The following is a 24,644-nucleotide window of genomic DNA, read 5'->3' as shown; positions in this document are numbered from 1 at the left end:
GCGGGATCCGAACGGGACGAGGGTCAGGTCTTCGCCGCCCCAGCTCTGCGTACGGTCTCCAGGAAGCGCCCGGCCAGCACTCTGCCCTCCGGCCGCCGGCCGTCCCCGCCCATGGTCAGCCGGTAGCGCGTGCCGTTCACGGTCGCCACCGTGCTGTCGTCCCCCCGGAACCACGGCTTCGCCGCCTGCACCGCCGGCAGCGGCGCGCTGTCGATGACCCGTCCGTAGCTGGTCAGCAGAGCCAGCCTGCCGTCCTGGATGAGGACCCGTCCCGCCTTCGTGAGCGAGCGGGGCCAGCGCTCTATCTCGACGCCACTCGCGCTGAACTCCGGTTCCGCCATGGCTGATCCGCCCCCTCCGTGCCTGTTCCCTAAGGGAAGTCTGCACAACTCGGCGCGCGGACGCCAGAGCGGCTGCCCCGGCCGTCCCGAACGACCCGTCAGCAACGGCACCCGGTGCCCTGGGAGCCCCATGTCCAAGGCGCGGCTATGGATACCCAAAGGCATGGTTTGCGCAGGTCGAGGGCTTACTGTTGCGCTCGTGTCCCGGCGGTGACCGTGGCTGCGGACACCGGCGGAACACGGCACGGGCGGAGCACGGCACCGGCGGAGCAGGGGACGGCGCGCATGACAGAGCGGCAGCAGACCATCGACGTGAACCGCGGCGACCCCGCGTACCGGGCCTGGCTCAAGGAGGCCGTACGCAAGGTCCAGGCCGACGCCAACCGCTCGGCCGACACGCACCTCCTGCTCTTCCCGCTGCCGGAGCGGTGGGGCATCGACCTGTACATGAAGGACGAGTCCACCCACCCGACCGGCAGCCTCAAACACCGGCTCGCCCGCTCGCTGTTCCTCTACGGGCTCTGCAACGGCTGGATCCGCCCCGGAAAGCCCGTCATCGAGGCGTCCAGCGGCTCGACAGCGGTCTCGGAGGCGTACTTCGCGAAGCTGATCGGCGTCCCGTTCATCGCGGTCATGCCGCGCACCACCAGCCCGGCGAAATGCCGGCTCATCGAACTCCACGGCGGGCGCTGCCACTTCGTCGACGACTCGCGCAGGATGTACGAGGAGTCGGCGCGGCTCGCGGCCGAGACCGGCGGCCATTACATGGACCAGTTCACCTACGCGGAGCGGGCCACCGACTGGCGGGGCAACAACAACATCGCCGAATCGATCTACCAGCAACTGAGGTTGGAGCGCTATCCGGAGCCCGCGTGGATCGTGGCGACCGCCGGCACCGGCGGCACGTCGGCGACGATCGCCCGCTATGTGCGCTACACGCAGTACGACACCATGGTCTGTGTCCCCGACCCGGAGAATTCCTGTTTCTTCGACGGCTGGACCCGCCGCGACCCGCGGGCGAGCGGGGAGCGCGGTTCGCGCATCGAGGGCATCGGCAGACCACGGATGGAGCCGAGCTTCGTCACGGGGGCCATCGACCGGATGATGAAGGTGCCGGACGCCGCGAGCATCGCCGCCGTACGCGTGCTGGAGAGCAACATCGGCCGCAAGGCGGGCGGTTCGACCGGCACCGGACTGTGGAGCGCGCTGAAGATCGTCTCCGAGATGGTGGCCGACGGCCGCAAGGGCAGTGTGGTGACCCTGATCTGCGACCCGGGCGACCGCTACCTCGACAAGTACTACTCCGACGACTGGCTCGCCGCACAGGACATCGACATCGCGCCGTACACCGCCACGATCGACAGCTTCCTGCGGACCGGGGTCTGGTCCGACTGACCGCGTCGGACATCAGCGCACCGCCGGGAGTCCCCCGGCCGGACAACCGCCCGGCAGTCGCCGGGCGTCGGGCGCGTTCAGCGCCCCCGGCCACGCAGAAGGCCGTCGACCACGCGGCCGAAGACGACGCGTCCTGTCCGTGCGGTCACCCGGTCGAGGAAGCGCGGCAGGAAGCTGAACGACAGCTCCTCCGCCCAGGCCACCAGCGTGCGACCGTCGGTCCCGGGGCCGGCCCCGGTCGCGGTCCCGGCCTCGGTCGCCGACGCCGTCACCTCGATCTCGGCCCAGCCCCTGACCATCCGGCCACGCTTCTCCAGCCGGCAGCGTCCGGGGCTCCCCGGCGTGGGCGGCTCCCAGCGCACGATCTCCATCGGGTCGTCGAACCGCGCGCGTCCCAGCCCGGTGCGCGCCACGAACACGGTCCCGGTGCCGGTCGGCCCCGGCGTGTTCACCAGGATCCGTGTCAAGGGCACCCGGCGGCCGTGCGCCGGCCAGTCGGTGACGCGCCGCCAGGCCTCCTCGGCCGGCAGGTCCGTACGGCGCTCCACGCGGAAGACGGTCACCGGTCACCCGATTCGCCGGCGACCACCAGGCCCGGCAGATGTTCCACGATCTCCTCGCGCACCTCGGCCGACAGTCCGGCGTCGGTGACCAGGGTGTCGACCTGGTCCAGCGTCGCGAACGAACTCAGGCCCACCGTCCCCCACTTGGTGTGGTCGGCGACGACCACCACTCGGCGCGCCGAACGCACGAAACGGCGGTTCGTCTCCGCCTCGGCCAGATTCGGCGTGGACAGACCGGCCTCCGCGGAGATGCCGTGCACACCCAGGAAGAGCACGTCGAAGTGGAGGGAGCGGATCGCCTGGTCGGCGACCGGCCCGACCAGCGAGTCCGACGGCGTACGGACACCTCCCGTCAGGACCACGGTGGCCGCGCCCGCGCGCTGACCACCCGAACTCCCGGCCGGCTGCGCGGCATGGAACACGTCCGCGACCCGCACGGAGTTCGTCACCACCGTCAGATCGGGCACGTCCAGCAGGTGGTGCGCCAACGCGTACGTGGTGGTCCCGCCCGACAGCGCGATCGCCCGGCCTGGCACCGCCATGGCCGCCGCCGCCCGCGCGATGTCCTCCTTGGCGCTCAGTTCGAGCTCCGACTTGGCCTCGAAGCCCGGCTCGTGCGTACTCGCCTCGACCACCGGCACGGCGCCGCCGTGCACCTTCTCGATGACGCCGAGCCGGGCGAGCGCGTCGAGGTCCCTGCGGACCGTCATGTCCGAGACGTTGAGCTTGCGCGTCAGCTCGTTGACCCGGATTCCGCCGCGCCTGCGCACCTCGTCGAGGATCAGGGCGCGGCGCTGTTCCGCGAGGAGGTTCTGGTTGTCGCTCACCACCGGGGCCTGTCCTTCCACGTCGGCATCGTGCGTGGCCGCCGTACACAGCTGATCAAAAGGTTCCCCATCCTCCCACGGCGTTGGGCCCCGCACTCAGGTGTCGGCCCGCCCGGGTCCGGGGAGAGTCGCTGAGGGGTGGTCACCGCCCGCGAGACGCCACCCGGAGAGCGAGTCATCGACGTGTCCCCTGAGCCCCCCGTCCGCAGCGGCGGCGGCGCCGCGCTCGAACTGCTGGTCCACGGCGTCGGCGGCGCCACCCCGCAGGAGATGCTCGCCGATCCGTACACGGTCCGGATCACGGGCGACGAGACCGCGGCCATCCACCGGCGTCCCGACGACGAGGAGGCCGAGTCCCACCCCGAGCGGTACGAGGACGGGCCGGTGCCCGAGGCGTACTGCTGGTCCAACCTCACCTCCGGGAACGGCGCGCGCGCCCTGTGGCTGCTGCTGCTTCCCTTCATGGTCGTCAACCTCGCGCACTGGATGCGCCCGGCGACCAACGGGCTCGCCAGGACACAGCGGCTCTACGGCGTGCTCGTACGGCTGCTCGCCCTCACGCTCACCGTGCTGCTGACGGCCGGCGCCTGCGAGGTCGCGCTCGACCTGGTGGCCTGGCAGTGCGCGGGCTCCGCCGGCTGCGCGGACGACCGGGCCTGGCTCGGCTTCCTGTCCGCCGCGCGGGACGGCTGGTGGGCACAGCCCGGCCGCCGTCTCGCGCTGGCCGCCCTCGTACCGGCGGCGCTGGTGGGCCTCCTCTGGTACCTGTCCAACCGGACCTGGAGCGCGTACGAGGCCCAGCGCCCGCCGACCGACGCCGTCCCGGGCGGGAGCCTCCCGGAGCCGGCCCCCGAGGCCGGGAGCGCCACCGACGCCACGGACGCCACCGACGCCACCGACGCCTACGAAGGACCGGCCGAGGGCCCGGCGGGGGAGAGCCCCCACCGCGCCCCGAAGGTCCGGCCCGCACTCGCCAGACCCGGCTTCTGGTACGGCCGCCGGCTCGTCGCGCGCCTGCGCGCCGCGCACACCGCCGCCGGATTCCTCACCGTCGCGGGCGCGATCACCGGCGCCACCGCCCGCTACGACCGCGGCGCGTCCAGTGCCGTACGCGAGAGCGCCGGCTGGCTGCTCCAGTCAACTCTCGTCGTCGGCGCCCTCGTTGTGCTCTGGGTGGTGTGCAGCAGGGGCCGCAGCGAGCGCCGGCGCGACGGCACGCTCGACAAGGCGGTCATCAGCCTGCTGCCCGCCGTCTCCCTCGCCCTGCTCGGCCTCTCCGTGCTGTACGCGGCCTGGTCCCGCCCCGGCTGGACCTCCACCGGCACCCTCCCCGGCGCGATCACGTTCCCGGTGCTCGTCCTCGCCCAGGGCGTCTTCGTCCTCGCCCTCGCCGCCGCGGCCCTCGTCCTGCACCGACGTGCCCCGCACGCCAGGATCGCCCTCCTCGGCCTCGGCGGCCCCGCCGTCGCGATGCTGGCCTGCGCCCTGGCCGGGGTGATGACCGGCGGCGTGGCGCAGCGCGTCGGCGACTGGCTCGACGGGTCGGGCACACCGGGCATGGGTGAGGGCTCGATCGTCGGACCGCCGGTGCTGCTGAGCTGGCAGGCCGCCGTCATCCCCGTTCTGCTCGTGCTCCTGCTGGTCCCGGTCGTCCTCCTCGCCGTACGCACCGTGCGCACCGCCCGCCGCCTCGCGCCCGTCGTGGAGGCGGAGTACGGGTCACGGGAGGAGAAGGTCACGCCGGACTCCGTCCGTACCCGCCGGATCGCCGGGGCGCGGGCGCGCGCCGAACTCACCGACGCGGCGCCCTGGTTGGTCGGCCTCGTCTCCGGCGCCACGCTCCTGCTCGGCATCGGCGCCGTCCTCGGGGCCTGGCTGAGCGGGGACGTGCCTGGCCGGGCGGCCGAGGGCGGGCCCGCGCTGGTCCAGTCCGTCGCCGACACCGCGCAGGCGCTCGGCTCCTGGCTGATCGGCCTCGGCTTCGTACTGTTCGTCACCTGGGGCCGCCGCGCCTACCGCGACCCGTCCGCCCGGCGCACCATCGGCATCCTCTGGGACGTCGGCACGTTCTGGCCGCGCGCCTCGCACCCCTTCGCGCCGCCGTGCTACGCGGAGCGCGCCGTGCCCGACCTCACCTGGCGGATGGCCTCCTGGACCGCCCGCACCGGCGGACGCCTCGTCATCTCCGGCCATTCGCAGGGCAGCGTGCTGGCCGCGGCGGCCGTCTGGCAGTTGCGGGAGGGCACCCGCCACCGGGTGGCGCTGCTGACGTACGGCTCACCGCTGGAGCGGCTGTACGGCCGCTGGTTCCCCGCCTACTTCGGCGCGGCGCCCCTGAGCGACCTGCGCGGGGAGGTGCACTGCTGGCGCAACCTGTGGCGCGCCACCGACCCGATCGGCGGCCCCGTCAGGCTCGATGCCGAGGGAGACGCGCCGGCCGTGGACCACGGGCCGCTCAAGGACCCGCTCGCCTACGGACGTACCGAGCGCCGCCCACTGCCCGAACCGATCCTCGGCCACTCCGAGTACCAGGCCGATCCCGCCTTCGCCGTGGAACGCGCGGCGTTGCTCGACCGGCTGCCGCCCGCACTTCCCGCGCAGCGGGACGGCGCGGCGGCGGACCGGGGAAACCCGGACAGCCCCCGAAGTCAGGGCAGTTCGGGCAGATCGTCCGCGTAGAGCAGCGTCAGGTCGTCCGTGCTGGTCTCCGGCAACTGGGCGACCCTGCTCGCGTGTTGCTCCACCATCGACTCGAACGTCTGGCGCGCCGTACGGCCGTTGCCGAAGGCCGGCCCCTTGGGCAGTATGGCGAAGTACTTGAGCAGCGCCTCGGGCGTACCCGCGCCGAGCCGGTACTCGTGCTCCTCGGCCTGCTGCTCCACGATCCGCAGCAGTTCGTCCGCCTCGTAGTCGTCGAACGTGATGGTCCGTGAGAAGCGGGACGCCACACCGGGGTTGACGGCGAGGAAGCGTTCCATCTCCACCGTGTACCCGGCGACGATCACCACCACCGCCTCCCGGTGGTCCTCCATCAGCTTCACCAGCGTGTCGATCGCCTCACGCCCGAAGTCGCGCCCCGAGTCCTCCGGCGACAGCGCGTACGCCTCGTCGATGAACAGGACACCGCCACGGGCCCGGTCGAAGGCCTCCTGCGTACGGATCGCGGTGGAGCCGATGTGCTCACCCACCAGGTCCACCCGCGAGACCTCGACGAGATGACCGCGCTCCAGCACCCCGAGCGAGGCCAGGATCTCGCCGTACAGCCGGGCCACCGTCGTCTTGCCGGTGCCGGGGGAGCCGGTGAAGACCAGATGGCGGCGGGCCGACGCGGCCTTGAGACCGGCCTGCTGCCTGCGCCTGCCGACCTCGATCATGTTGGTGAGGGCGCGGACCTCGCGCTTGACGCTCTCCAGGCCCACCAGCGCGTCGAGTTCACCGAGGACCTTGCCCGGATCGCGTACCGGCTCGGCTGGCACGGCGTCCGGCACGGGCGGCGCGCTCTGCGCCGGGACGGCGCCCAGCAGCCCCGTCGTCTGCGTCGCCGTCAGTACCGCCGCCGGCTGCGGCGCCGCGGCCAGTACCCCGCTCTCGTCGCTCGTGCAGTCCTCCACGGTCGGCCCCGCCCCGTTGCCCTCCGCGCCCGCCGCGGCGCCGTCCGGGAACTCGTAACCCCCGCGCGCGCAGCGCTCGGTGCGGCAGCGCGTCAGCGTCGTACGGCAGCCGTCCATCACATGGAAGCCGTAACCGCCGCTGCCCGTGACACGGCAGTCGTGGAAGGTGCCGCGGCCCTCGGCGGAGACGTAGAAACCGGCCTCCGCGGGCGAGGTGATCGTGCAGCGCTCGATGGTCGGGTCCGCGCCCTTGGTGACGATGACACCGGTCTGCACGCCGTCGATGGTGCAGGAGTTGAGTGTGCCGCCGCTGCCGTGGTCCCGGAACCAGGCGCCGGTGGACGCCTCCCTGATCCGGCAGTCGTCGAGCTGCGCCGTCGCGCCGTCGCTCACCGACACGGCCGTGTTGCGCACCTGGGAGAGGTCGCTGTCCACGACGTCGGCGCGGGAGCCGCGGTCGAGGACGAACAGCGCGTCCGGTACGTCGTGCACGCGGCAGGAGTCGAGGACGACCGTCGCCCCGTCGCTCACCCAGACCGCCGGGTAGTCGCCCGTACTGTCATGTATCTCGCACTGGTTGGCGTCCACCCGGGTGCCCGGGTCCCAGACGGAGAGACCGTTGCGGCCGAAGCGGCGCACCGTGGAGCGGGTCAGCGTCAGCACCGAGCGGGAGCGCAGATCGACCGCGTTCTCCGGGATGTCGTGGATGTCGCAGTCGGAGAGCGTCAGCACCGCGTCCGTGTCGAGCGTGATGCCGTCGGCCGATGTGCGATGGACGCTGGAGTCGGTGAGATGGGCCGCGGCGCGGGAGGCGATCTGCACGCCGGTGCCCTTGATCTCGTACACCTCGCAGCCGACGGCCTCCAGCCCGCTGCCCTCGCCGGTGACCGTCAGACCGCCGCCCGACGCGTGGTGGATCCGGCAGCGTTCGAGCCGGGGGTGCGCCCCGCCGCGTACGGAGACGCCCGACTGACCGGCCGCGACCACCTCGCAGTCCTCGAACACACCCCCGGCGCCGTCGAGTACGGCGATCCCGACACCGGCCGGATTGTCGACGGTGCAGCGGCGGACGGTGGGACGCGCGGCGCCGCGCACCTCCATGCCGGCGGCCGAGCGCGTGACGATCCGCAGATCCGTCAGCTCGGGAGTGCCGTCCTCCACGAGCAGCGCGGGCGCGGTCGTGTCCTGGCCCTCCACATGGAGATCGTGAATGGTGGCCGACGCGCGCACCGTGAGCGGTACGCCGTCCGGCGGAGCGATGCGCACCGAACCCGACGGGCTCTCGGGTCCGCGCAGCGTGACGGCGCGCGTGACCACGAGATTCTCCCGGTAGGTGCCCGGCGCGACGGTGAGTATGTCGCCGTCGCTCGCGGCCTCCAGGGCCGCGGAGAGAGACGCGTACTCGCCGGTACGCCGGCGCCAACGCGAGGTGCCGGTGTGCGTCACCTGGACGGTGCCCTGTGCCATGGTGTTGTTCTGTCCCCACCTCGTGCGCCTGCGCGTGCTGTGCCGATCGGACCCGCTCCGGGGTCAATTCAAGGAAGTCCCGGCCACGACAGAGGACCGGGTCGCACCACCGTAGCGCGCGCGGCACCGGTGAGTTGACCCAAGAGCCGTTCCGATCGCGGTGAGAAGTGCTGTTCGGACCTCCGGCTCAGCTGCCCGCGCCCGTACGGCCCCAGTCCGGACCGGCCTGGGCCCAGGCCAGGTCGAGCCGTGCGTACCGGCGCTGGTTGAGCTTGCGGACCACCAGCCGTCTGGCGGCCTCGACCAGACCGGCGGCGAGCGCGGCCACCCCGATCCCCGCCAGCACCGCGTGTGTACGGGCGGTCGTGAGATCCGTCGGACGTTCGGTGAGCTCTCCGGCGTGGTCGGTCCAGACCGGGAAGGTGTCACCGGCCCGGACCGTGGCCGGCGCCGAGCGGACGGCCTCGGTGTGCCGACTCCCGTCCGGCGCCGTCCACTTGGCGATCACCGGCCGGCCGGTCTCGCGCTCGGCCGAGGTCTCGGGGTCGTACATGACACGCGCGGATCCCGTGGCGAGGCGGACCACCCGGGCCTCGGTACGGTGCCGGTCCTCGTGCTGGGCACGGATCGTCCGCCGGAGCGTCTCGTCGGTCGCCGTGCCCGAGATCAAGCCAATCGCCGGGACGGCGAGGAGCAGCAGGACGAGGGCGCCGAGCGCGACCCATGCCTCGACGAGATCGGTCCTTCTGCGCAGCGGGTTGTGCCGCCAGCGCCGGAGCCCCACGACCGCTCGCATCTCGCCGCACCCCTTCCGTCCGCTGTCCGTTCCCCTGTCCGTCATAGCCCCATGAAGCGCGGCCCACGCACAAAAGGGCGTAAGGGAGAGCGAAATCACCCTTGGGTTCGACGGGCCGGATCGGGGCCGGCGTCAGTCGGTGAACACCCTCACCACGTCTCCCACCCGCACCGTGCCGGTGTTCTCGGGCACCAGCTTCTGCCCGAAGACCAGCTTGCCGTCGATTCGGCGGTGCCGGGCGAGCGTACGCAGCGGTTCCTTGCCGCGCGCCGCCGTCCGCTGGTCGGTCGTGGTGACGACACAGCGCCCGCACGGCTTGGCGACGCGGAAGGTGACCTCGCCGACGGTGATCCGGCGCCACTCGTCCTCCGCCCAGGGTGCGGTCCCCGCGACGACGAGATTCGGCCGGAAGCGGTCCATCGGCAGCGGACCCTCGTCGGCGTGGTCGCCCTGCGCTATCAGGGAGTTGAGGGCGTCGAAGGAGGAGACGGTGACGACGAGCAGGGGGTGACTGTCGGCGAAGGTGACGGTGTCGCCGGGGCGCGCGTATGCCGGATCGACCGGCCGCGCGGTCGCCGGGTCGCCCAGATGTGCCAGCCGGACCTCCACCCCGAGGTGGCGGCTGAACCAGTCGCTCGCCCGCGCGTCGGCGAGCGACGCGTCAACCTTGGTCCCGAAAATGTTCACCACGACGTCGTGCGCGTCGGCGGGTGGCCCGGCCTCCGCCAGGCTGATACCGACACCCGCTCCCGGCACGGCTGTTCGTGGGTCGGCCGGCCGCGCTTCACCTGTTCGCGGGCCGCTTTCTCCCGGCGTGCCCGTTCCGGCGCCGCCCGTTCTGGTGCCGTCCGCTCGTGTCCCGCCCGTCCCGGGGCGCGTGACCTCCAGCGGTGCCCGGCCGGGCGCGTACAGCACGAGCCCGCCGTCCCGCAGCGGCTCGGCGCGGGCCAGCGCGAGCCGTGGCGACTCGCGCTGCGTGAGAGCGGTGCCCGACTCGTCGATCAGCGTCCACCGGCGGTCTCCCGCCAGACCCCAGGGCTCGACGACCGCGCTGTCCGCCGTGAAACCTCCCACCGACTTCACCGGATGGACGCGCAGGGCGTGCAGGACTGGAGCGAGCGGCTGAGGCATACGGCCATCCTGCCAGGGAGCCCCCACTCCCTCCGCCCGTCCCGGTGCGCCGACCGTTCCGGTCCTCCCGGAGCGGCCGGTGTCAGTAACCCCGGCTCTGGTACGGGCGGTTGTACGGATCGTCGTACTGCACCGGCGCGGGCGCCGGACGCGGCGAAGCGGGGCGCATCGCCTCGTACCCCGTCGCCGACCCCGGTCGCTGCTGCTGCTGCGGACGGGGCTGCTGAGGACGCGGTTGCTGTTGCTGCTGCTGGGGCGGGTAGGGCTGAGCGCTCTGGTAGCCGCGAGGCGGCGCCTGCTGCGGAACGTAGGGCGCCGGGGCGTGCTGGAGCGGCACGGGGTGCTGCGCCGGCTGTGGCTGGTAGCCGCCGTAGGACGGCGTGGGCTGCGAAGGAGCCGCCGGCAGTGCGGGAAGCGCCGAAGGCAGCGCCGGCAGATAGCTGTTGCTCTGGTAGCTGCTGCCGGTGTCGTAGGCGGAAGGCACTCGGATCGGGGCGATCTGAGGCGTGCCCCGCTCCGCGACCAGGGAGTCGTAGATCGGGGTGTCCGGGAACGACGGCGCGGTGTAGTAACCGCCGCCGTAGGTGGCGCGGGGGGAGGTCATGGAACATAAGTTAAGCCCACGATGTGCCGGTTGGGGAGTCCGATAAGGGGGTTGTTTCCGGCGGTGTGGGCGACTTCGGATCCCCAATGCGAGCGAACTTGGGAAAATCGGTCGTCCGGCAGCGTAGTGATCGTGTAAAGGGCAAGCTCCGGAGGGGTTACTCGTCGGTCCTCGGGGGCGCGACGACTGTTTCAGCGATTAGGTTTGGCGCGACGGAAAACTTTCGGTCACCCGACTCTCGATGGGGGCGAGCATGTCCATGCTTAAAGGAGCCAATGTTCCGGTGTCGGCACCGAGTGTGCGTGTCGAATTGGGGTGGCGTTCGGCGCCGGGGACACCGGATGTCGATGCCTCGGCTCTTCTGCTGAAGACGGGAAAGGTCCGCTCCGACGCGGACTTCGTTTTCTACAACCAGCCGGCGCACGCGTCGGGCGCGGTGCGCTACGACGGGAAAGGCACAGGTCCCGGCACGGTGACGGACACCCTCTCCGTCGATCTGGCCCGTGTGGAGGCCGACATCGAGCGGATCGTCGTCGCCGCGTCGGCGGACGGCGGCAACTTCGGCGGGGTGCCCGGACTGTACGTACGTGTCCTCGACGCGACGTCGGGCGCCGAGATCGCGCGCTACGACAGCCAGGACGCGACCATCGAGACGGCGTTCGTGCTCGGCGAGCTCTACCGGCGGCAGGGCGCCTGGAAGTTCCGCTCGGTCGGCCAGGGTTACAGCAGCGGACTCGAGGGCCTCGCCACGGACTTCGGCATCAGCGTCGACGAGCCGCAGCAGGCGGCGGCCCCGGCACCGATGACCCCCGCGCCCCCGGCCCCGGTCGCGGCCCCCGCCCCGCCCGTCCACAGGCCCGCCGCTCCGCCGGCGCCCCCCGCGCCCCCGGCCCCCGCTCCCGTACGGCTCAGCAAGGTCACGCTGACCAAGGAGGCCCCGTCCGTCTCGCTGTCCAAGCAGGGCGGCAACTCCGGTGAGATGCGCGTCAATCTCAGCTGGCAGGTGCGCAAGCAGTTCAAGGGCTGGGGCGCCAAGCTGGGCCGTGCCGTCGCCATGCACGGCGACCTCGACCTCGACCTGTGCGCGCTCTACGAACTGACCGACGGCCGCAAAGGCGTCGTCCAGGCACTCGGTAATGCCTTCGGAGCCCTTCACCAGCCGCCGTTCATCCATCTCGACGGCGACGACCGCACCGGTGGTTCGGCCAACGGCGAGAATCTCAGCATCAACCTCGACCACAAGAACCAACTGCGCCGCATCGTCATCTTCGTGACGATCTACGAAGGGGCGCGCAGCTTCGCCGATCTCGACGCGACGGTCACACTCCAGCCGCGCAACGGTGCGGCGATCGACTTCTCACTCGGCGAGTGCACGGTTCCCTCCACGGTCTGCGCGCTCGCATTGATCACCAATACCGGCTCCGATCTGCTGGTCCAGCGCGAAGCGCGTTTTCTCGTACCCGAACGCGGAGTCAGCCCGCAGCGCACCATCGACTACGCGTACGGCTGGGGCATGAACTGGACCCCCGGCCGGAAGTGACCCCGTCCCCGACGGCGACCCCGCTCAACGCTCCGGTGCGGCCTGCGGACGGGCATACGTACGCCCCTTCCAGGCCGCGCCGCGGCCCCGGTAGTGCCGCACGGCCGAGTCGACGGTCATCAGGAGGTAGAGCAGGGCGGTGAAGGGCAGCAGGGGAGCGAGCCAGAGCGACTGCCGGTAGTACCGCAGCACCGGTACGTACGTCCCGGCCATCACCGCCCACGCCCCGCCGCCCAGCAGACCGGCGGACGTGTCACCGCCCGCCAGGCCCGCGTACACCGCCGCGGGCGGCACCAGATAGATGACCGCGAGACCGGCCACGGTGCCGATCAGCAGCAGCGGGTTGTGCAGGAGTTGGGCGTACGCGCTGCGCGCCACCATCCGCCACAGATCGGTCAGCCTCGGATACGGACGCACGCTGTCCACCCGCTCCGCTAGGCCGAGCCAGATCCGGCCACCGGCCTTCTGTACCGTCCGGGCCAGCGACACGTCGTCGATGACGGCCTGCCGGATGGAATCGGGGATCCGCGCCCGCTCGGCGACCCCGGTCCGCAGCAGTACGCACCCGCCGGCCGCCGCCGCCGTACGCGCTCCCGCCTTGTTGACCCGGCGGAAGGGATACAGCTGCGAGAAGAAGTAGACGAAGGCGGGCACGATCAGCCGCTCCCACGCGGTCGCCACCCGCAGCCGGGCCATCTGGGAGACCAGGTCGAGACCGTTCGTCGTCGCGGCGGCGACCAACTCGCGCAGGCTGTCCGGCTCATGGGCGATGTCGGCATCCGTAAGGAGGAGGTAGTCGGGCCGCTCCGCCCGCGCCAGCTCGATGCCATGACGCAGCGCCCACAGCTTTCCCGTCCAGCCCGGCGCCGGCTCGGGCGGCGAGACCACCGTCAGCGGCAGCCCGCCCAGCCGGTCGGCCAGCTCCCTGGCCAGCGCGGCCGTACCGTCGGTGCTGGAGTCGTCGACGAGGAAGATCTCCGCCCGCCCCGGATAGTCCTGCGCCAGCAGCGACGGCAGACTCACCGGCAGCATGTCCGCCTCGTCACGCGCGGGCACGATCAGCGCGACCGAGGGCCACACCGGCGGGGCCGCACGCGGCGGCAGCCGCTGATCCGTACGCCAGAAGAAACCCTGACCCAGCAACAGAAAGCCCCAGGCGGCCAGCGAGGCCGCGGCGATCCAGGCAATGGCGCTCATTCGCCGCAGTCTGCCCCAGATCGGCGGGACCGCAAGGCCCGTCGTCTAAGGTGACCGGGTGAAGATCGCGCTGATGGACTCCGGCATCGGGCTGCTCGCCGCCGCCGCCGCAATGCGTCGGCTCCGGCCGGACGCCGGTCTCGTACTCTCCTCCGACCCCGGCAGCATGCCGTGGGGACCGCGTACCCCCGACGATGTCGTCGCGCGTGCGCTCACGGTGGCCCGCGCCGCCGCCGCGCACCGGCCCGACGCGCTGATCGTCGCCTGCAACACCGCCTCCGTGCACGCCCTGCCCGCGCTGCGCGCGGCCCTGGAGCCGGGTCTCCCCGTCATCGGCACGGTCCCCGCGATCAAACCGGCGGCGACCGGAGGCCGGCCCATCGCGATCTGGGCCACCCCGGCCACCACCGGCAGCCCCTACCAGCGCGACCTCATCCGTACCTTCGCCGCCGCCGTCGACGTCACCGAGGTGCCGTGCCCGGGTCTCGCCGACGCGGTGGAGCACGGCGACGAGGCGGGCATCGACGCCGCCGTCGCGGCGGCGGCGCTGCGCACCCCGAGCGAGGTAAGGACCGTCGTCCTGGGCTGCACCCATTACGAACTGGTCGGTGAACGCATCCGCGCGGCCCTGCGGCGGCCCGGCGTGGCGGATGTCGCACTCCACGGCTCGGCCGAGGCCGTCGCGGCGCAGACGGTGCGCCGGCTCGGCGACATACCGGCACCCGCGGCCACCGCGGCGCCCGGTGACCTCACCGTCCTGCTGAGCGGTCACCGCTCCCCGCTGTCCGACATCGCCCTGACCTACGCGGAGGGCCGTCTGCTCGCCGCCGTCACCCACGCGCACTAGAACGGTCGTCGGCCGTGCCGGTGCGCGGGTGCGGGGCCGCGGGCGGGTCTGTTGCCGGAGTCACTCATTCCGGGGCCCGTCGCGGCGGTGCTCCCCGGACGGATCGTGAGTACGCTGCACCCATGACGGAGCACCCCCGGCGAGGGGGGCCTGGCACAGTGCCCCTCCCCGAAACCTGGACCGGCCGAGCGACCAACCGTTTTCAGTGGCTGTTCGCCGTCGTGGGCGCGGCCTGCCTCGCCCTCGGTATCGAGCTGGCGATCCAATCCTCCTGGACCACCGGTGTCGTCGCCCTGACCGCGTCGGTGGTCGGCTGTGTCGCCGCCGGACTGCTGATCCTCTTCGGCACGCTGGCCTTCGTGCACGTACACGTCAAGGTCGATCACGAGCATCTGGAAGTGCGCTGCGGCCACATCGGACTGCCGCGCCGCCGGATCCCGCTCGCCCAGGTGACGGGGGCGGATTTCGAACCGAGTGTCACGCCCCGCCAGTGGGGCGGCTGGGGCTACCGCTGGCGGCCCGAGCAGGGCACGGCCGTGGTGGTACGGCGCGGCGAGGGCGTCGTGCTGAGCCTCGGCGACGGCAGGACGTTCACGGTGACGGTCGACGACGCGGAGGCGGCGGTCCGGGTCATCCGCGACCGGCTCCGCGCGGCGGCCACCGGGAAGGTGCGTCTGGCCAAGCCGGGCTTCGGCCCGGCCGAGGTCTGAGAGCCCGGCGAGATCCGCCGGACACGAGCCGGGCGGGACTTCGCACAAGCGCACTAGGGCCGGTCCGGTGAGCGTGCTGTCGCCAGGCCCGCGAGGAGCCCGGCGCCCGCCGTCACCGGCGTGAAACTCAGCGCGTTGCCCACCGTCGCCACGGCGGCCAGCGCCGTCAGCGCGGCCCCGGCGCTCAGTACGACAGGAGTGGTGCGGGGCGAGCGCCACAGCGCGTACAGGAGCCAGCCGAACGCGGCCCCCAGCAGCAGCACACCCGCGACGCCCTGCTCCGCCGCCAGCTGGAACGGCGCCGAGTGCGGCTTGCCGTCCGAGTTCAGCGACTCCAGCGCCGTCGGGCTCAGATCGCCGAACCGGTCGGGCCCGGCGCCCAGCAGCGGATTCTCCCGTACGAGATCCACCGCGTCCTCCCACAGAAGCACCCGGTGCGCCGTGAGCTGCCCCTCCAGCGACGACGCCAGCCCTTCGGGCAACGCCTGCACGGCCACCGCCCACGAGACGCCGACCATCAGGCACGTCGCGATCACGAAACCCGTCAGGCCCAGCGATCGATGGCGCATCCTCGCCGCGGCGAGCGAGCAGAGCAGCACTCCCACCGCTGCCACCAGCCCCGCCACGGAACCGAGCACCGGACCACTCGCCGCGGCCACCGCGGCGAGCACCAGCAGCGCGTTCCGGCGCCCCGGCGACTTCGAGGCGGCCGCGGCGCAGCACGCGGCGCCCACGGCCAGGACCAGCAGCGCGGCGACCGCGCCCGTGTCGCCCGGCGGCGCGGCGCTCTCGGCGGCGTCGCCCGGTACGCCCTGACGCGCGGCGACGGCCATGACGTACGCGAAGACGGCCAGCGTGAGCGCCGCGGCGACCGGCACCAGGGAACCCGCGATACGTCCGCACGTGTAGCCGGCGGCGACCGCGAGCACGGCCAGCAGTACGCCCTCGGGCCTGCCCTCCCGGCCGGCCGCGCTGACCAGGGCCCACACCGCGCAGCCGACGAGGACCGCGGTGCCCACGATGTCGGAGGTGCCGCCGCGCTCGCGTGCGACGGACCGGCTTGCCGGTACAGCCACCCCGTAGACCCCCCGCCCCGAGACGGCCCTGCCGACGAGAGCCGGATCGGTCGGGGCACACCGCACCCGCCCCAGGGCTGGCGCACACGGTAACGGCAGGGAAGGGGTTTTGTGGACATCTCGCGCAGAAACGTTGTGGCAGGAAGCCCCTGGGCCCCGTCCGGCAGTGCCCCCGCACCCTGGCCGGGCTGCCGCCTTCCGGTGACGCCACCGTAGACTCCGCCGGGTGAGCACCACCATCACCCCCGTCGAACCCACCGAGCCCGCACCCGCGCCCGGAGGCAGGCGATGGCCGCGCCGGTTCGTACGGCCCGGCGCCGCGGCACTGTCCGGGCTGCTGCTCTTCGCGAGCTTCCCGCCCCGCCCGCTCTGGTGGCTGGCGCTGCCCGGATTCGCCCTGCTCGGCTGGACCTTGCGGGGTCGGCGCCCGCGCGCCGGATTCGGGCTCGGCTTCCTCGCCGGTCTCGGGTTCCTGCTGCCGCTGCTGAAGTGGACGGGTGAAGAGGTCGGCCCGCTGCCGTGGGTCGCGCTCGCCGCCGTCTCCGCGCTGTTCATCGGCGCCGTCGGGATGGGGATCGCGGCCGTGTCCCGGCTGCCCGCCTCGCCGGTGTTCGCCGCCGCCGTATGGATCCTGGGCGAGGCCGCGCGGGCCCGGGTGCCGTTCGGCGGCTTCCCCTGGGGCAAGATCGCCTTCGGCCAGGCGGACGGCATGTTCCTGCCGCTCGCGGCGGTGGGCGGTACGCCGGTACTCGGCTTCGCGGTCGTGCTGTGCGGCTTCGGTCTGTACGAGGGTGTCCGTCTGGTCCTCGCCCGCCGCGCCGCCACTCCCATCTCCTCCGCCGACGCCGACGCCGACGCCGACGCCGACGCCGATGCCGACCTCCGTACCGAGGGCACGAGGCGGCCGTTGCCGCGCACCGCCGTGGCCGTCGCCGCGCTGTCCGTGCTCGTCCCCGTCGTGGGCGCCCTCGCCGCGCTGCCCCTCGTCGACGACTCGGCCGAGGACGGCACCGCGACCGTCGCGGCGATCCAGGGCAACGTGCCGCGCCTGGGTCTCGACTTCAACGCCCAGCGTCGCGCGGTACTCGACAACCACGCCGAACGCACCGAACAGCTCGCCGCCGACGTCAAGGCCGGCAAGGAGCCGAAGCCGGACTTCGTCCTGTGGCCCGAGAACTCCTCGGACCTCGACCCCTACCGCAACGGCGACGCCCGTCTCGTCATCGACGACGCGGTCAAGACGATCGGCGTGCCGACGGTGGTCGGCTCCGTGCTCTCGCCCGACACCGGAAAACTGCGCAACTCGCTGATCAAATGGGATCCCGAGAGCGGGCCCGTCGCGACGTACGACAAGCGGCACGTCCAGCCGTTCGGCGAGTACATCCCGATGCGTTCCTTCGTACGGATCTTCAGCTCCGACGTCGACCGGGTACGACGCGACTTCGGGCCCGGCGACAAGGTCGGCGTGTTCGACCTCGCGGGCACCAAGGTCGGCCTCGCCACCTGCTACGAGGCGGCCTTCGACTGGGCGGTGCGCGACACCGTCACCCACGGGGCGCAGCTCATCACCGTACCGAGCAACAACGCCACGTTCGGGCGCAGCGAGATGACCTACCAGCAGCTCGCGATGTCCCGCGTACGGGCCGTCGAGCACAGCCGGGCCGTCGTCGTCCCCGTCACCAGCGGCGTCAGCGCGATGATCATGCCCGACGGCGAGGTCGTCGACGAGTCGAAGATGTTCACCCCGGACGCCCTGGTCCGTGAGATGCCGCTGCGCTCCTCCCGGACGCCCGCCACCACGATGGGCACGCTGCCCGAGGCGCTGCTGGTCGCGGTCGCCGTCGGCGGTCTCGGCCTGGTGGGCGTACGGACCGTACGTGCCCGCCGCCGGCCCGCTTCCGACGGCATGAGCTGATAGCGGCGCATAGGGTCGTGGCATGGGAACGCCAGACTTCATCCGCGAGATCCGTGCCACCGCCGGGCACCAGTTGCTGCTTCTGCCGGGAATCAGCGCGATCGTCTTCGACGACGACGGCCGGGTGCTGCTGGGCAGACGCGCCGACACCGGCAACTGGTCGGTCATCGGCGGGATCTCGGAGCCGGGGGAGCAGCCCGCCGTGACGGCGGAGCGCGAGGTGTACGAGGAGACCGCCGTGCGCTGTACGGCCGAGCGGATCGTGCTCGTCCAGGCGCTGCCGAGCCCCGTCACGTACCCCAACGGGGACCAGTGCCAGTACCTGGACATCACGGTGCGCTGCCGCGCGACCGGCGGGGAGGCCAGGGTCAACGACGACGAGTCCCTGGAGGTCGGCTGGTTCTCCGTGGACGCGCTGCCCGAGCTGCGGGAGTTCGCCCGCTTCCGTATCAAGCAGTCGCTCACGGACGAACCCACCTGGTTCGACCGGGGCACGGGCACCGTCTGAGGATTCCCGCACGGCGGCGGCCACGCCCCCCCCGATTACTGGAGCGCGTGGACCGCGGCCGCGAAGACCGTCGGGAGCCGGGCCGCCGCGGGCACGATCAGGCGGGCCGTCCGGGGGCTGCGCGTGACGTGCAACAGGCCCTCGGTGAGCACCCTGTGACGTCTCGTCAGCTTCGACCACGCTGCCGGATACGTCTGCGGACGTCCCTCGGCCAGCGCGCGCACCGCCGCCCCGGCCGTCGAGAGGGCCAGGGCGACCCCCTCCCCGGTCAGCGCGTCCACATACCCGGCGGCGTCACCGACGAGCAGCACCCGGCCGGCCAGCGGACGGCTCACCCGCTGGCGCAACGGACCCGCTCCCCGTACGCCACTCGCCGCGCGTTCGTCCAGCAGGGGCGCCAACTCCGGGAAGCGGGCGAGGTGTTCGGCGTATCCACACCGCTCGCGGCTCAGCACGGCCACACCCACGAGACCGTCCCCCACCGGCGTCACATACGCCTCGCCGCGCCGCGACCAGTGGACCTCCACGAAGTCCGACCACGGCGCGACATGGAAGTGCCGCCGCAGACCGTAGCGGGCCGGAGCGCGGTCCGGCAGATCCAGACCGAGGCCCCGGCGGATCGGCGAGTGCAGCCCGTCGGCGGCGATCAGCCACCGCGCGGTCCTGCCCCCGGCGACGACCCGGTCGGCGCCCTGCCACACCTCACCGACCTTGCCCCGGACCGTCTCCACCCCGAGCGCCTCCGCCCGTCGCCGCAGCGCGGCGTGCAGTTCCGTGCGGCGGACACCGAGACCTGTACCGTCCCGGAACCACGCCTCGGCGTCGCGCACACCGTCCCGGTAGCGGATACCGCGCAGTTCGCGCCCCGACACCTCCACGCCCATCGCGCCCAGCGCCGCCACGCCACCCGGCATGATGCCCTCCCCGCACGCCTTGTCCACCGGGGTGGTACGCGGCTCCACCACCACGGCCCGCAGTCCCGCCAGCGCGGCGTGGATCCCTGCGGCCAGCCCGGCGGGGCCGCCACCGGCGATCAGTACGTCGATCACGCGGGCGCGCCGGCCGTCGTACCGGCCCTCGCACCGGCGGGCGCGACGGCGAGCGCCGCGTTCTCGCAGCGGATCCGTACCACCATGAGGACGGCGTTGAGCGCGGTGAAGACGACGGCCGTCACCCACGCCCCGTGCACCAGCGGCAGCGCCAGGCCCTCCGCGACGACGGCGACATAGTTCGGGTGGCGCAGCAGACGGTAGGGGCCGCCGGACACCAGCGGCAGACCGGGCACGACGATCACCCGTGTGTTCCAGCGCGGCCCCAGCGTCTTGATGCACCACCAGCGCAGCCCCTGCGCCGCCACGACGACTCCCACCATCGTCCAGCCGAACGCGGGCACGAACTCCCGTCCGGCCAGGGCCGTTTCGCAGAGCGCTCCGGCCAACAGACCGGTGTGAAGGGCCACCATCGCCGGGTAGTGCCCGCGCCCGGTCTCCGTACCACCGCGCTCCTGACTCCATCGGGCGTTGCGCCGGGCGACGACGAGTTCGACGATCCGCTCACCGGCGACAGCGAGCACCAAAGCCGTGTACCACCACATGTTGTTCTCCAACTCACCAGCGAATCAGCACGAGTTCGCAGCAGAAACCGGGGCCCATCGCGATCATCAGGCCGGGGCTGCCCGGCTCCGGGGCGGAACGGGCGAGGGTGTCCCGCAGCACGTGCAGGACCGATGACGACGACAGATTCCCCACCTCGGACAGGGAACGCCAGGTGACGTCGAGGGCGCCGTCGGGCAGAGCGAGCGCGTCGCTGACGGCTTCCAGCACCTTCGGACCGCCCGGGTGGCAGACCCACCCGGTGATGTCGTCGGGTGTCAGACCGTGCTCCGCGAGGAACGCGCGTACGTCGTCGGCGAGAAAGCGGCGGACGACGTCGGGCACCGACGGATCGAGGACGACCCGGAAGCCGGAACCCGTGATGGCCCAGCCCATGACATGGCCGGTGTCCGGGTACATCCTGCTGCGGGTGGCGACGACCGAGGGACCGGACACCGCCGGAGCCTCGATGCCCGACGCGCCCGACGCACCCGATGCCTCCGACGTCGCGGGAAAACGCTCGCCCACCGCCACCAGGGCCGCCGCCCCGTCCCCGAACAGCCCGCTCGCCACCAGATTCGCCATCGAGGCGTCGTCGCGCTGGAAGGTGAGCGAGCACAGTTCGACCGACAGCAGCACGGCCACCTGCTCGGGCCAGCCGCGCAGATAGTCGTGGAGCCTCGCGACGCCCGCCGCGCCCGCGACACAGCCGAGACCGAAGACGGGCACCCGCTTCACATCCGGCCGCAGTCCCAGCCGCCCGACGAGACGCGCGTCCACGGAGGGGGCGGCCACACCGGTTACGGAGGTGAACAGCAGCAGATCCACGTCCTCTGGCCGCAGCCCCGCCGTACGGAGCGCCCCGCGCACCGCGTCGGCGCCCAGATCACACGCGACCTCGATGAAGACGTCGTTGGCGGCGCCGAACCCGTCGATCTTGGCGTAGTCGTCCAGCGGCAGAGCCATATGGCGCGAGCGGACCCCCGCGCTCGCGTGCAGCCGGTCGAGTACGCGCCGGTCGGTCCCGGCCGGCAGACAGGTGCCCGCCACCATGTCGGTGATCTCTGACTGGGTGTGGCGGTAGGGAGCCAGGACGCCGTGCACGGCGGCGATTCGGGTCATCGATTCCAGCCTGGTGATGTCATAACCAGCCCAACACCCGTAGGACGGGATGAGACACCGTAAGTCGCCCGTCCGGCTGCCACGTCGACGGAGCCGGCGCGCCTACGATCGGCGCGTGGACGCCGAAGTGGACCCGGGGACGAATACGCGCGCGGCCGGGAGAGGTACGCGCCGAATCCCGCGCCGCGTGCCACGGCCGGGCTCGCTCACAAGGGCCCTGGCGATGTCCTGCCACCCGGGACCGGTCGTCGCCGTCACCGCGCTCACCCTCGCGCTCGCCGTCACCGCCTGCCACGGCGTGGGCCGTTGTCTGCTCCTCACCGCCGCGGTGCTGACCGGTCAGCTCTCCGTGGGCTGGTGCAACGACGCGTACGACGCCCGGCGCGACATCGCCACCGGCCGTCGCGACAAGCCCGTCGCCGCCGGGACGGTAGGCGAAGGGACGGTATGGGCAGGGGCGTTCGGCGCGCTCGCGCTCTGCGTGCCTCTCTCGCTGGCCTGCGGCGCGCTCGCGGGCACCGCGCATCTGATCGCGGTCGCCGCCGCATGGGCGTACAACCTGCGGCTGAAGTCCACCCCGCTGTCCTGGCTGCCGTACGCGATCGGATTCGCGAGCCTTCCCGCGCTCGTCTCACTGAGTCTGCCGGGCAGCCCCTGGCCGGCCTGGTGGGCCGTCGGCGCGGGCGCGCTGCTCGGCGTGGGGGCGCACCTCGCGGACGTCCTGCCCGACATCCGGGCCGATCTGGCCACGGGTGTACGAGGGCTACCGCACCGACTCGGCGCCACCGGGACCCGGTTGCTGCTCCCCGTCCCGCTGGTCGCGGCGTCGGTGGTGCTGACGCTGGGCCCGCAGGGCCGTCCCGGCGCGGGTGCCGTACTCGTCCCGCTGGCCGCCGGGTCGATCGCCGTCACGGGCCTGGTGCTCGGCCGCCGCCGGGAGAAGGCGCCCTTCGTCGGGGCGGTGGCCGTGGCGGCGCTGGACGTGGGGCTGTTGATGGCACACGGAACCGCCGTCACCTGAACGCGATTCCTCAAACCCGGCCCCCGAAGCCTCGGCCCCCGAAGCCCCGATCCGTCAGCCGTCGTCCCGGCCCTCGTCGCAGCTCTGCTGCCCGTTACGGCCCCGCTCGCCGTCCAAGTCGGCGCCCTGGCCCCGGACATCGTTGTCCGCGCGGCCGCGGTGTCGTCCGACTCCGTTGCCGCCCTGCCCGCGCTCGGACGGCCCGCACTCGCGTGCGCCGGCGTGCCGCCCGCCACCCCTCTCCGCGGGCTCCACGGACTCCGTCGGACCCGTCGACCTGATCGTGTTCCGGCGCACGGACGTCGACCCGACGGGCGGGGCGGTCACCCGGCCCTCGCCCACGACCGGCAGGGACTTGGGGCTGTCCGGCGCGGTGTCGGTCGACCAGTTCTGGAGTGTGGACTCGTCGCGGATCTTCGACACGACGGACGTGCCCGCCGTGGGAGTCGTGGGCACGACGGCCAGCGAGTCGTCCCACCGGGGGATCACATGCCCCTGGACCGTCAGGTCGTAGCGCACGTCGGCGGCGTTCGCGGCGGAGGAATCGGTGCAGGGCCACAGGACGAGGGAGCCGTCGACCGTATGGGAGTTGAGGCAGAGCTCGCTCTCGGCGCCGTTGCGCAGCAGGCCGTCCTCCTCGTAGAGCCACTGCTGCGTCTGCGCGGACGACGAGCAGATCGCCAGCGTGGCCTCGGATCCGGCCCTGGGGCGGGTGTCCCGCAGGTCGAGGCAGAGATCGGCGTCCGCGCTGCGCAGCGCCGTGCGCAGGGCGCCCGGCGGGAGTCCGGCGGAGCCGGTCGGCGGCTTCTGGCCGGGGCCTGAGACGCCCTGCGAACCCGGATCGGGAGACACCGTGCCGCTCTCCGAGCCGATGGGCGCGGCCGGGCCCATCGCCTCACCGCCCCCGTCGTCCGCGGTGAGGCTGGAGACGGTCACGGCGAGCAGGCCCACGGTCATGAGCCCGAGTCCACTGAGCAGCACGGTCCTCGGTCTGCCGGGGGTGGTCATCACGCGCTTGCCCACCACCGTGACGCGGGGCAGCACGCGCGGGCGTCCGCCCAGCGAGTGGCGTCCGCCGCGGCGCACGCCCGCGCCTCCCGCCGCCGACGCGGCGCCGCGCCGGCCCGGCCGGGAGTCGAGATAACGCCCGGCGTGCGGACCGAGGAGCGCCTCGGCGAGCAGCACCGCCGCCCGGCCCTCGGAGTGGACGAACTGCTCGGTGGCGTAACCGCAATGGGCGCAGACCGCCAGATGCTGCTGGATGTCCGGGAGCAAAGCACCGCCGCGGCGCAGTGACACGTCGAGCAGCCGGTTGTAGTGGCGGCATTCCTTGTCCGGCGCGAGTTGGATATGTGCGCGTACACAGCCGGACCGGAAGAGTTCATGCACGTTTCGCAGTTCGGCGAGCGCGCTTTCCGGATCAATGCCGAGCAGACCGGCCGGTACGGTTATGGGCTCCGACTCGACCTGGGTATGCCAGAGCAGGCAGCGCGCGGATGCGGGCATTGCCTGGAAGGCGTGGAAGGCGAGGCGCCGATTCTCGGGGGGTTCCGTCTGCTCGGAGCCGCCCGGGGCGGCGGCCGCAGGGGGGCCGTGATGCTCCCATACGGTGTCGGTCATTTGTCCCTCGGCCGCCCAGACGGCGGCCGTATGACGCGCCGTCATAAGGAATTGGGGCCGCAGGGCCGGGACGGGACCGGAGCGGCGCAGGGCGTCCAGGACCTTGCCGAAGGCGGCGGTGGCGAGCGTGGAGGCGGCGTCCGCCGACGGGGAGCGGATCTCGGCGTAGTCGTGCAGGGCCTGCCAGTGCCGGGCGAGCAACAGCGCGGTGGCGTGGTCCTCTTCGTCGCTGTCGCGGGTCCTCAGCGCGGCGACGAGATCCGCGTCCGAACCTTCGGAGCGGGGGTCCGGCCGGCCGGCCGGGCGGAGCGGGGTGGTTCTGGACGTACGAGGATCCTGCACAGAGGTCCTGCCTTCCAGGGCACTGAGTGGGGGGTGTCCAGTCCCTTGACGCGTGTGTGGCGGCAGTGATTTCCGGCCGACTGAAAGGGTGGTGGTCCGATTGGTGCGTACCTTTTGGACGGTGTGTGGTGCCTCCAGGAAAGCGGCCCGTGGGCGGAGAACGGCGGAGAGCGGTCGACAACAACAGCCGCCGAGCATTTCCGGGCGCTCGGCTGTCGCCGAATCGAACGGTTGAGCGCTCCCGGCATTGCTGCCGACTGAGCGCGTTCACCATTGCACAGCCCGTGCGGGTGAAACAAGGGATCTCCAACTGCGGCTATTTTACGGGCCGTTGAAGAACGAGTTGGGCAAGGATTCGTACCGCCGCGATCCAATTCCTGTCATGGGAAATACTGCGGGTAACCGGCGAACGGGGTCGC

General features: G+C 72.5%; 21 protein-coding genes. 8 read left to right on the top strand and 13 right to left on the bottom strand.

The features are described from left to right. Positions 1-23: 23 nt before the first annotated feature. Positions 24-341, bottom strand: coding sequence for a hypothetical protein (locus ACFWHU_RS31645; RefSeq protein WP_385792334.1), 318 nt, complete (start codon positions 339-341; stop codon positions 24-26). A gap of 285 nt (positions 342-626) precedes the next feature. Between ACFWHU_RS31645 and ACFWHU_RS31640 the strand changes: the two genes are divergently transcribed. Continuing rightward, positions 627-1,736, top strand: a complete 1,110-nt coding sequence (locus ACFWHU_RS31640) for a PLP-dependent cysteine synthase family protein (protein WP_385792333.1) — start codon at positions 627-629, stop codon at positions 1,734-1,736. A gap of 77 nt (positions 1,737-1,813) precedes the next feature. On the opposite strand, the gene ACFWHU_RS31635 is transcribed toward ACFWHU_RS31640, so the two are convergent. Together ACFWHU_RS31635 and ACFWHU_RS31630 are read right to left on the bottom strand one after the other, a co-directional pair. Further along, positions 1,814-2,299, bottom strand: coding sequence for an SRPBCC family protein (locus ACFWHU_RS31635; protein ID WP_385792332.1), 486 nt, complete (start codon positions 2,297-2,299; stop codon positions 1,814-1,816). Beyond that, positions 2,296-3,126, bottom strand: coding sequence for a DeoR/GlpR family DNA-binding transcription regulator (locus ACFWHU_RS31630; RefSeq protein WP_385792518.1), 831 nt, complete (start codon positions 3,124-3,126; stop codon positions 2,296-2,298). The genes ACFWHU_RS31635 and ACFWHU_RS31630 overlap by 4 nt, the downstream gene beginning before the upstream one ends. Before the next feature lie 183 nt (positions 3,127-3,309). Between ACFWHU_RS31630 and ACFWHU_RS31625 the strand changes: the two genes are divergently transcribed. Further along, entirely contained in the window at positions 3,310-5,805 is a 2,496-nt protein-coding gene (locus tag ACFWHU_RS31625; protein ID WP_387228992.1) for a hypothetical protein, read from the top strand. Here the strand turns inward: ACFWHU_RS31625 and ACFWHU_RS31620 are convergent. The 4 genes from ACFWHU_RS31620 to ACFWHU_RS31605 form a co-directional block, all read right to left on the bottom strand. After that, positions 5,775-8,204, bottom strand: coding sequence for a right-handed parallel beta-helix repeat-containing protein (locus ACFWHU_RS31620; RefSeq protein ID WP_387228990.1), 2,430 nt, complete (start codon positions 8,202-8,204; stop codon positions 5,775-5,777). The two genes, ACFWHU_RS31625 and ACFWHU_RS31620, sit on opposite strands and share 31 nt — an antisense overlap. Before the next feature lie 187 nt (positions 8,205-8,391). Further along, positions 8,392-9,000 (bottom strand): hypothetical protein, encoded by a 609-nt coding sequence (locus ACFWHU_RS31615; RefSeq protein ID WP_387228988.1) that lies wholly within the window; start codon positions 8,998-9,000, stop codon positions 8,392-8,394. A gap of 132 nt (positions 9,001-9,132) precedes the next feature. Then, positions 9,133-10,131, bottom strand: coding sequence for an MOSC domain-containing protein (locus ACFWHU_RS31610; protein WP_387228986.1), 999 nt, complete (start codon positions 10,129-10,131; stop codon positions 9,133-9,135). An 82-nt stretch (positions 10,132-10,213) separates the two neighbouring features. Continuing rightward, positions 10,214-10,735: a DUF6643 family protein gene (locus ACFWHU_RS31605; RefSeq protein ID WP_385792327.1), complete on the bottom strand. Its 522-nt coding sequence runs from the start codon at positions 10,733-10,735 to the stop codon at positions 10,214-10,216. A 253-nt stretch (positions 10,736-10,988) separates the two neighbouring features. Between ACFWHU_RS31605 and ACFWHU_RS31600 the strand changes: the two genes are divergently transcribed. Continuing rightward, a complete protein-coding gene (locus ACFWHU_RS31600) occupies positions 10,989-12,275 on the top strand; it encodes a TerD family protein (RefSeq protein ID WP_387228984.1) in 1,287 nt (428 codons plus the stop codon). A 24-nt stretch (positions 12,276-12,299) separates the two neighbouring features. On the opposite strand, the gene ACFWHU_RS31595 is transcribed toward ACFWHU_RS31600, so the two are convergent. Continuing rightward, entirely contained in the window at positions 12,300-13,472 is a 1,173-nt protein-coding gene (locus ACFWHU_RS31595; RefSeq protein WP_385792325.1) for a glycosyltransferase, read from the bottom strand. Positions 13,473-13,530: 58 nt separating this feature from the next. Between ACFWHU_RS31595 and ACFWHU_RS31590 the strand changes: the two genes are divergently transcribed. Beyond that, positions 13,531-14,319 (top strand): glutamate racemase, encoded by a 789-nt coding sequence (locus tag ACFWHU_RS31590; protein ID WP_387228981.1) that lies wholly within the window; start codon positions 13,531-13,533, stop codon positions 14,317-14,319. A 122-nt stretch (positions 14,320-14,441) separates the two neighbouring features. Beyond that, on the top strand, positions 14,442-15,029 hold the full coding sequence (locus ACFWHU_RS31585; protein ID WP_385792323.1) for a hypothetical protein: 588 nt from the start codon (positions 14,442-14,444) through the stop codon (positions 15,027-15,029). 53 nt (positions 15,030-15,082) lie between these two features. Here ACFWHU_RS31585 and ACFWHU_RS31580 read toward each other — a convergent pair whose 3' ends face one another. Next, positions 15,083-16,105, bottom strand: coding sequence for an O-antigen ligase family protein (locus ACFWHU_RS31580; protein ID WP_387228979.1), 1,023 nt, complete (start codon positions 16,103-16,105; stop codon positions 15,083-15,085). Between the two features lie 226 nt (positions 16,106-16,331). Between ACFWHU_RS31580 and lnt the strand changes: the two genes are divergently transcribed. Both lnt and ACFWHU_RS31570 read left to right on the top strand, forming a co-directional pair. Next, entirely contained in the window at positions 16,332-18,020 is a 1,689-nt protein-coding gene (lnt, locus tag ACFWHU_RS31575; RefSeq protein ID WP_387228977.1) for an apolipoprotein N-acyltransferase, read from the top strand. 22 nt (positions 18,021-18,042) lie between these two features. Then, complete coding sequence (locus tag ACFWHU_RS31570; protein WP_385792320.1) at positions 18,043-18,528, top strand: NUDIX domain-containing protein; 486 nt, start codon at positions 18,043-18,045, stop codon at positions 18,526-18,528. 35 nt (positions 18,529-18,563) lie between these two features. Here the strand turns inward: ACFWHU_RS31570 and ACFWHU_RS31565 are convergent, their stop codons facing one another. Genes ACFWHU_RS31565 through ACFWHU_RS31555 form a run of 3 tightly spaced genes read right to left on the bottom strand, consistent with a single transcriptional unit; the run spans position 18,564 to position 21,242 of the window. After that, the gene (locus ACFWHU_RS31565) at positions 18,564-19,577 is read right to left on the bottom strand and encodes an NAD(P)/FAD-dependent oxidoreductase (RefSeq protein WP_385792319.1); all 1,014 of its coding nucleotides are present in this window, start codon (positions 19,575-19,577) and stop codon (positions 18,564-18,566) included. After that, positions 19,574-20,122 carry an isoprenylcysteine carboxyl methyltransferase family protein gene (locus ACFWHU_RS31560; protein WP_385792517.1) on the bottom strand — a complete coding sequence of 183 codons (549 nt, stop codon included), beginning with the start codon at positions 20,120-20,122 and terminating at the stop codon, positions 19,574-19,576. Before ACFWHU_RS31560 ends, ACFWHU_RS31565 begins: the two co-directional genes overlap by 4 nt. A gap of 13 nt (positions 20,123-20,135) precedes the next feature. Continuing rightward, on the bottom strand, positions 20,136-21,242 hold the full coding sequence (locus ACFWHU_RS31555; RefSeq protein ID WP_385792318.1) for a type III polyketide synthase: 1,107 nt from the start codon (positions 21,240-21,242) through the stop codon (positions 20,136-20,138). A 223-nt stretch (positions 21,243-21,465) separates the two neighbouring features. On the opposite strand from ACFWHU_RS31555, the gene ACFWHU_RS31550 reads away from it, so the two are divergent. Next, positions 21,466-22,263, top strand: a complete 798-nt coding sequence (locus ACFWHU_RS31550; protein WP_385792317.1) for a UbiA family prenyltransferase — start codon at positions 21,466-21,468, stop codon at positions 22,261-22,263. A 54-nt stretch (positions 22,264-22,317) separates the two neighbouring features. Here the strand turns inward: ACFWHU_RS31550 and ACFWHU_RS31545 are convergent, their stop codons facing one another. Further along, entirely contained in the window at positions 22,318-24,225 is a 1,908-nt protein-coding gene (locus ACFWHU_RS31545; RefSeq protein WP_387228974.1) for an RICIN domain-containing protein, read from the bottom strand. Positions 24,226-24,644 lie beyond the last annotated feature (419 nt).

Origin of the sequence: Streptomyces sp. NPDC060366, from assembly GCF_042725135.1 — a bacterium.
Lineage (GTDB): Bacteria > Actinomycetota > Actinomycetes > Streptomycetales > Streptomycetaceae > Streptomyces.
This window is presented reverse-complemented; position numbering and strand designations above follow the sequence as displayed.

Bases quoted from the DNA above. Each gene is read 5' to 3' on its own strand.
- ACFWHU_RS31640 (WP_385792333.1), top strand. From the start codon at position 627: ATGACAGAGCGGCAGCAGACCATCGACGTGAACCGCGGCGACCCCGCG.
- ACFWHU_RS31605 (WP_385792327.1), bottom strand. From the start codon at position 10,735: ATGACCTCCCCCCGCGCCACCTACGGCGGCGGTTACTACACCGCGCCG.
- ACFWHU_RS31620 (WP_387228990.1), bottom strand. From the start codon at position 8,204: ATGGCACAGGGCACCGTCCAGGTGACGCACACCGGCACCTCGCGTTGG.
- ACFWHU_RS31645 (WP_385792334.1), bottom strand. From the start codon at position 341: ATGGCGGAACCGGAGTTCAGCGCGAGTGGCGTCGAGATAGAGCGCTGG.
- ACFWHU_RS31570 (WP_385792320.1), top strand. From the start codon at position 18,043: ATGGGAACGCCAGACTTCATCCGCGAGATCCGTGCCACCGCCGGGCAC.
- ACFWHU_RS31600 (WP_387228984.1), top strand. From the start codon at position 10,989: ATGTCCATGCTTAAAGGAGCCAATGTTCCGGTGTCGGCACCGAGTGTG.
- ACFWHU_RS31555 (WP_385792318.1), bottom strand. From the start codon at position 21,242: ATGACCCGAATCGCCGCCGTGCACGGCGTCCTGGCTCCCTACCGCCAC.
- ACFWHU_RS31595 (WP_385792325.1), bottom strand. From the start codon at position 13,472: ATGAGCGCCATTGCCTGGATCGCCGCGGCCTCGCTGGCCGCCTGGGGC.
- ACFWHU_RS31560 (WP_385792517.1), bottom strand. From the start codon at position 20,122: ATGTGGTGGTACACGGCTTTGGTGCTCGCTGTCGCCGGTGAGCGGATC.
- ACFWHU_RS31585 (WP_385792323.1), top strand. From the start codon at position 14,442: ATGACGGAGCACCCCCGGCGAGGGGGGCCTGGCACAGTGCCCCTCCCC.
- ACFWHU_RS31615 (WP_387228988.1), bottom strand. From the start codon at position 9,000: ATGCGAGCGGTCGTGGGGCTCCGGCGCTGGCGGCACAACCCGCTGCGC.
- ACFWHU_RS31550 (WP_385792317.1), top strand. From the start codon at position 21,466: ATGTCCTGCCACCCGGGACCGGTCGTCGCCGTCACCGCGCTCACCCTC.
- ACFWHU_RS31610 (WP_387228986.1), bottom strand. From the start codon at position 10,131: ATGCCTCAGCCGCTCGCTCCAGTCCTGCACGCCCTGCGCGTCCATCCG.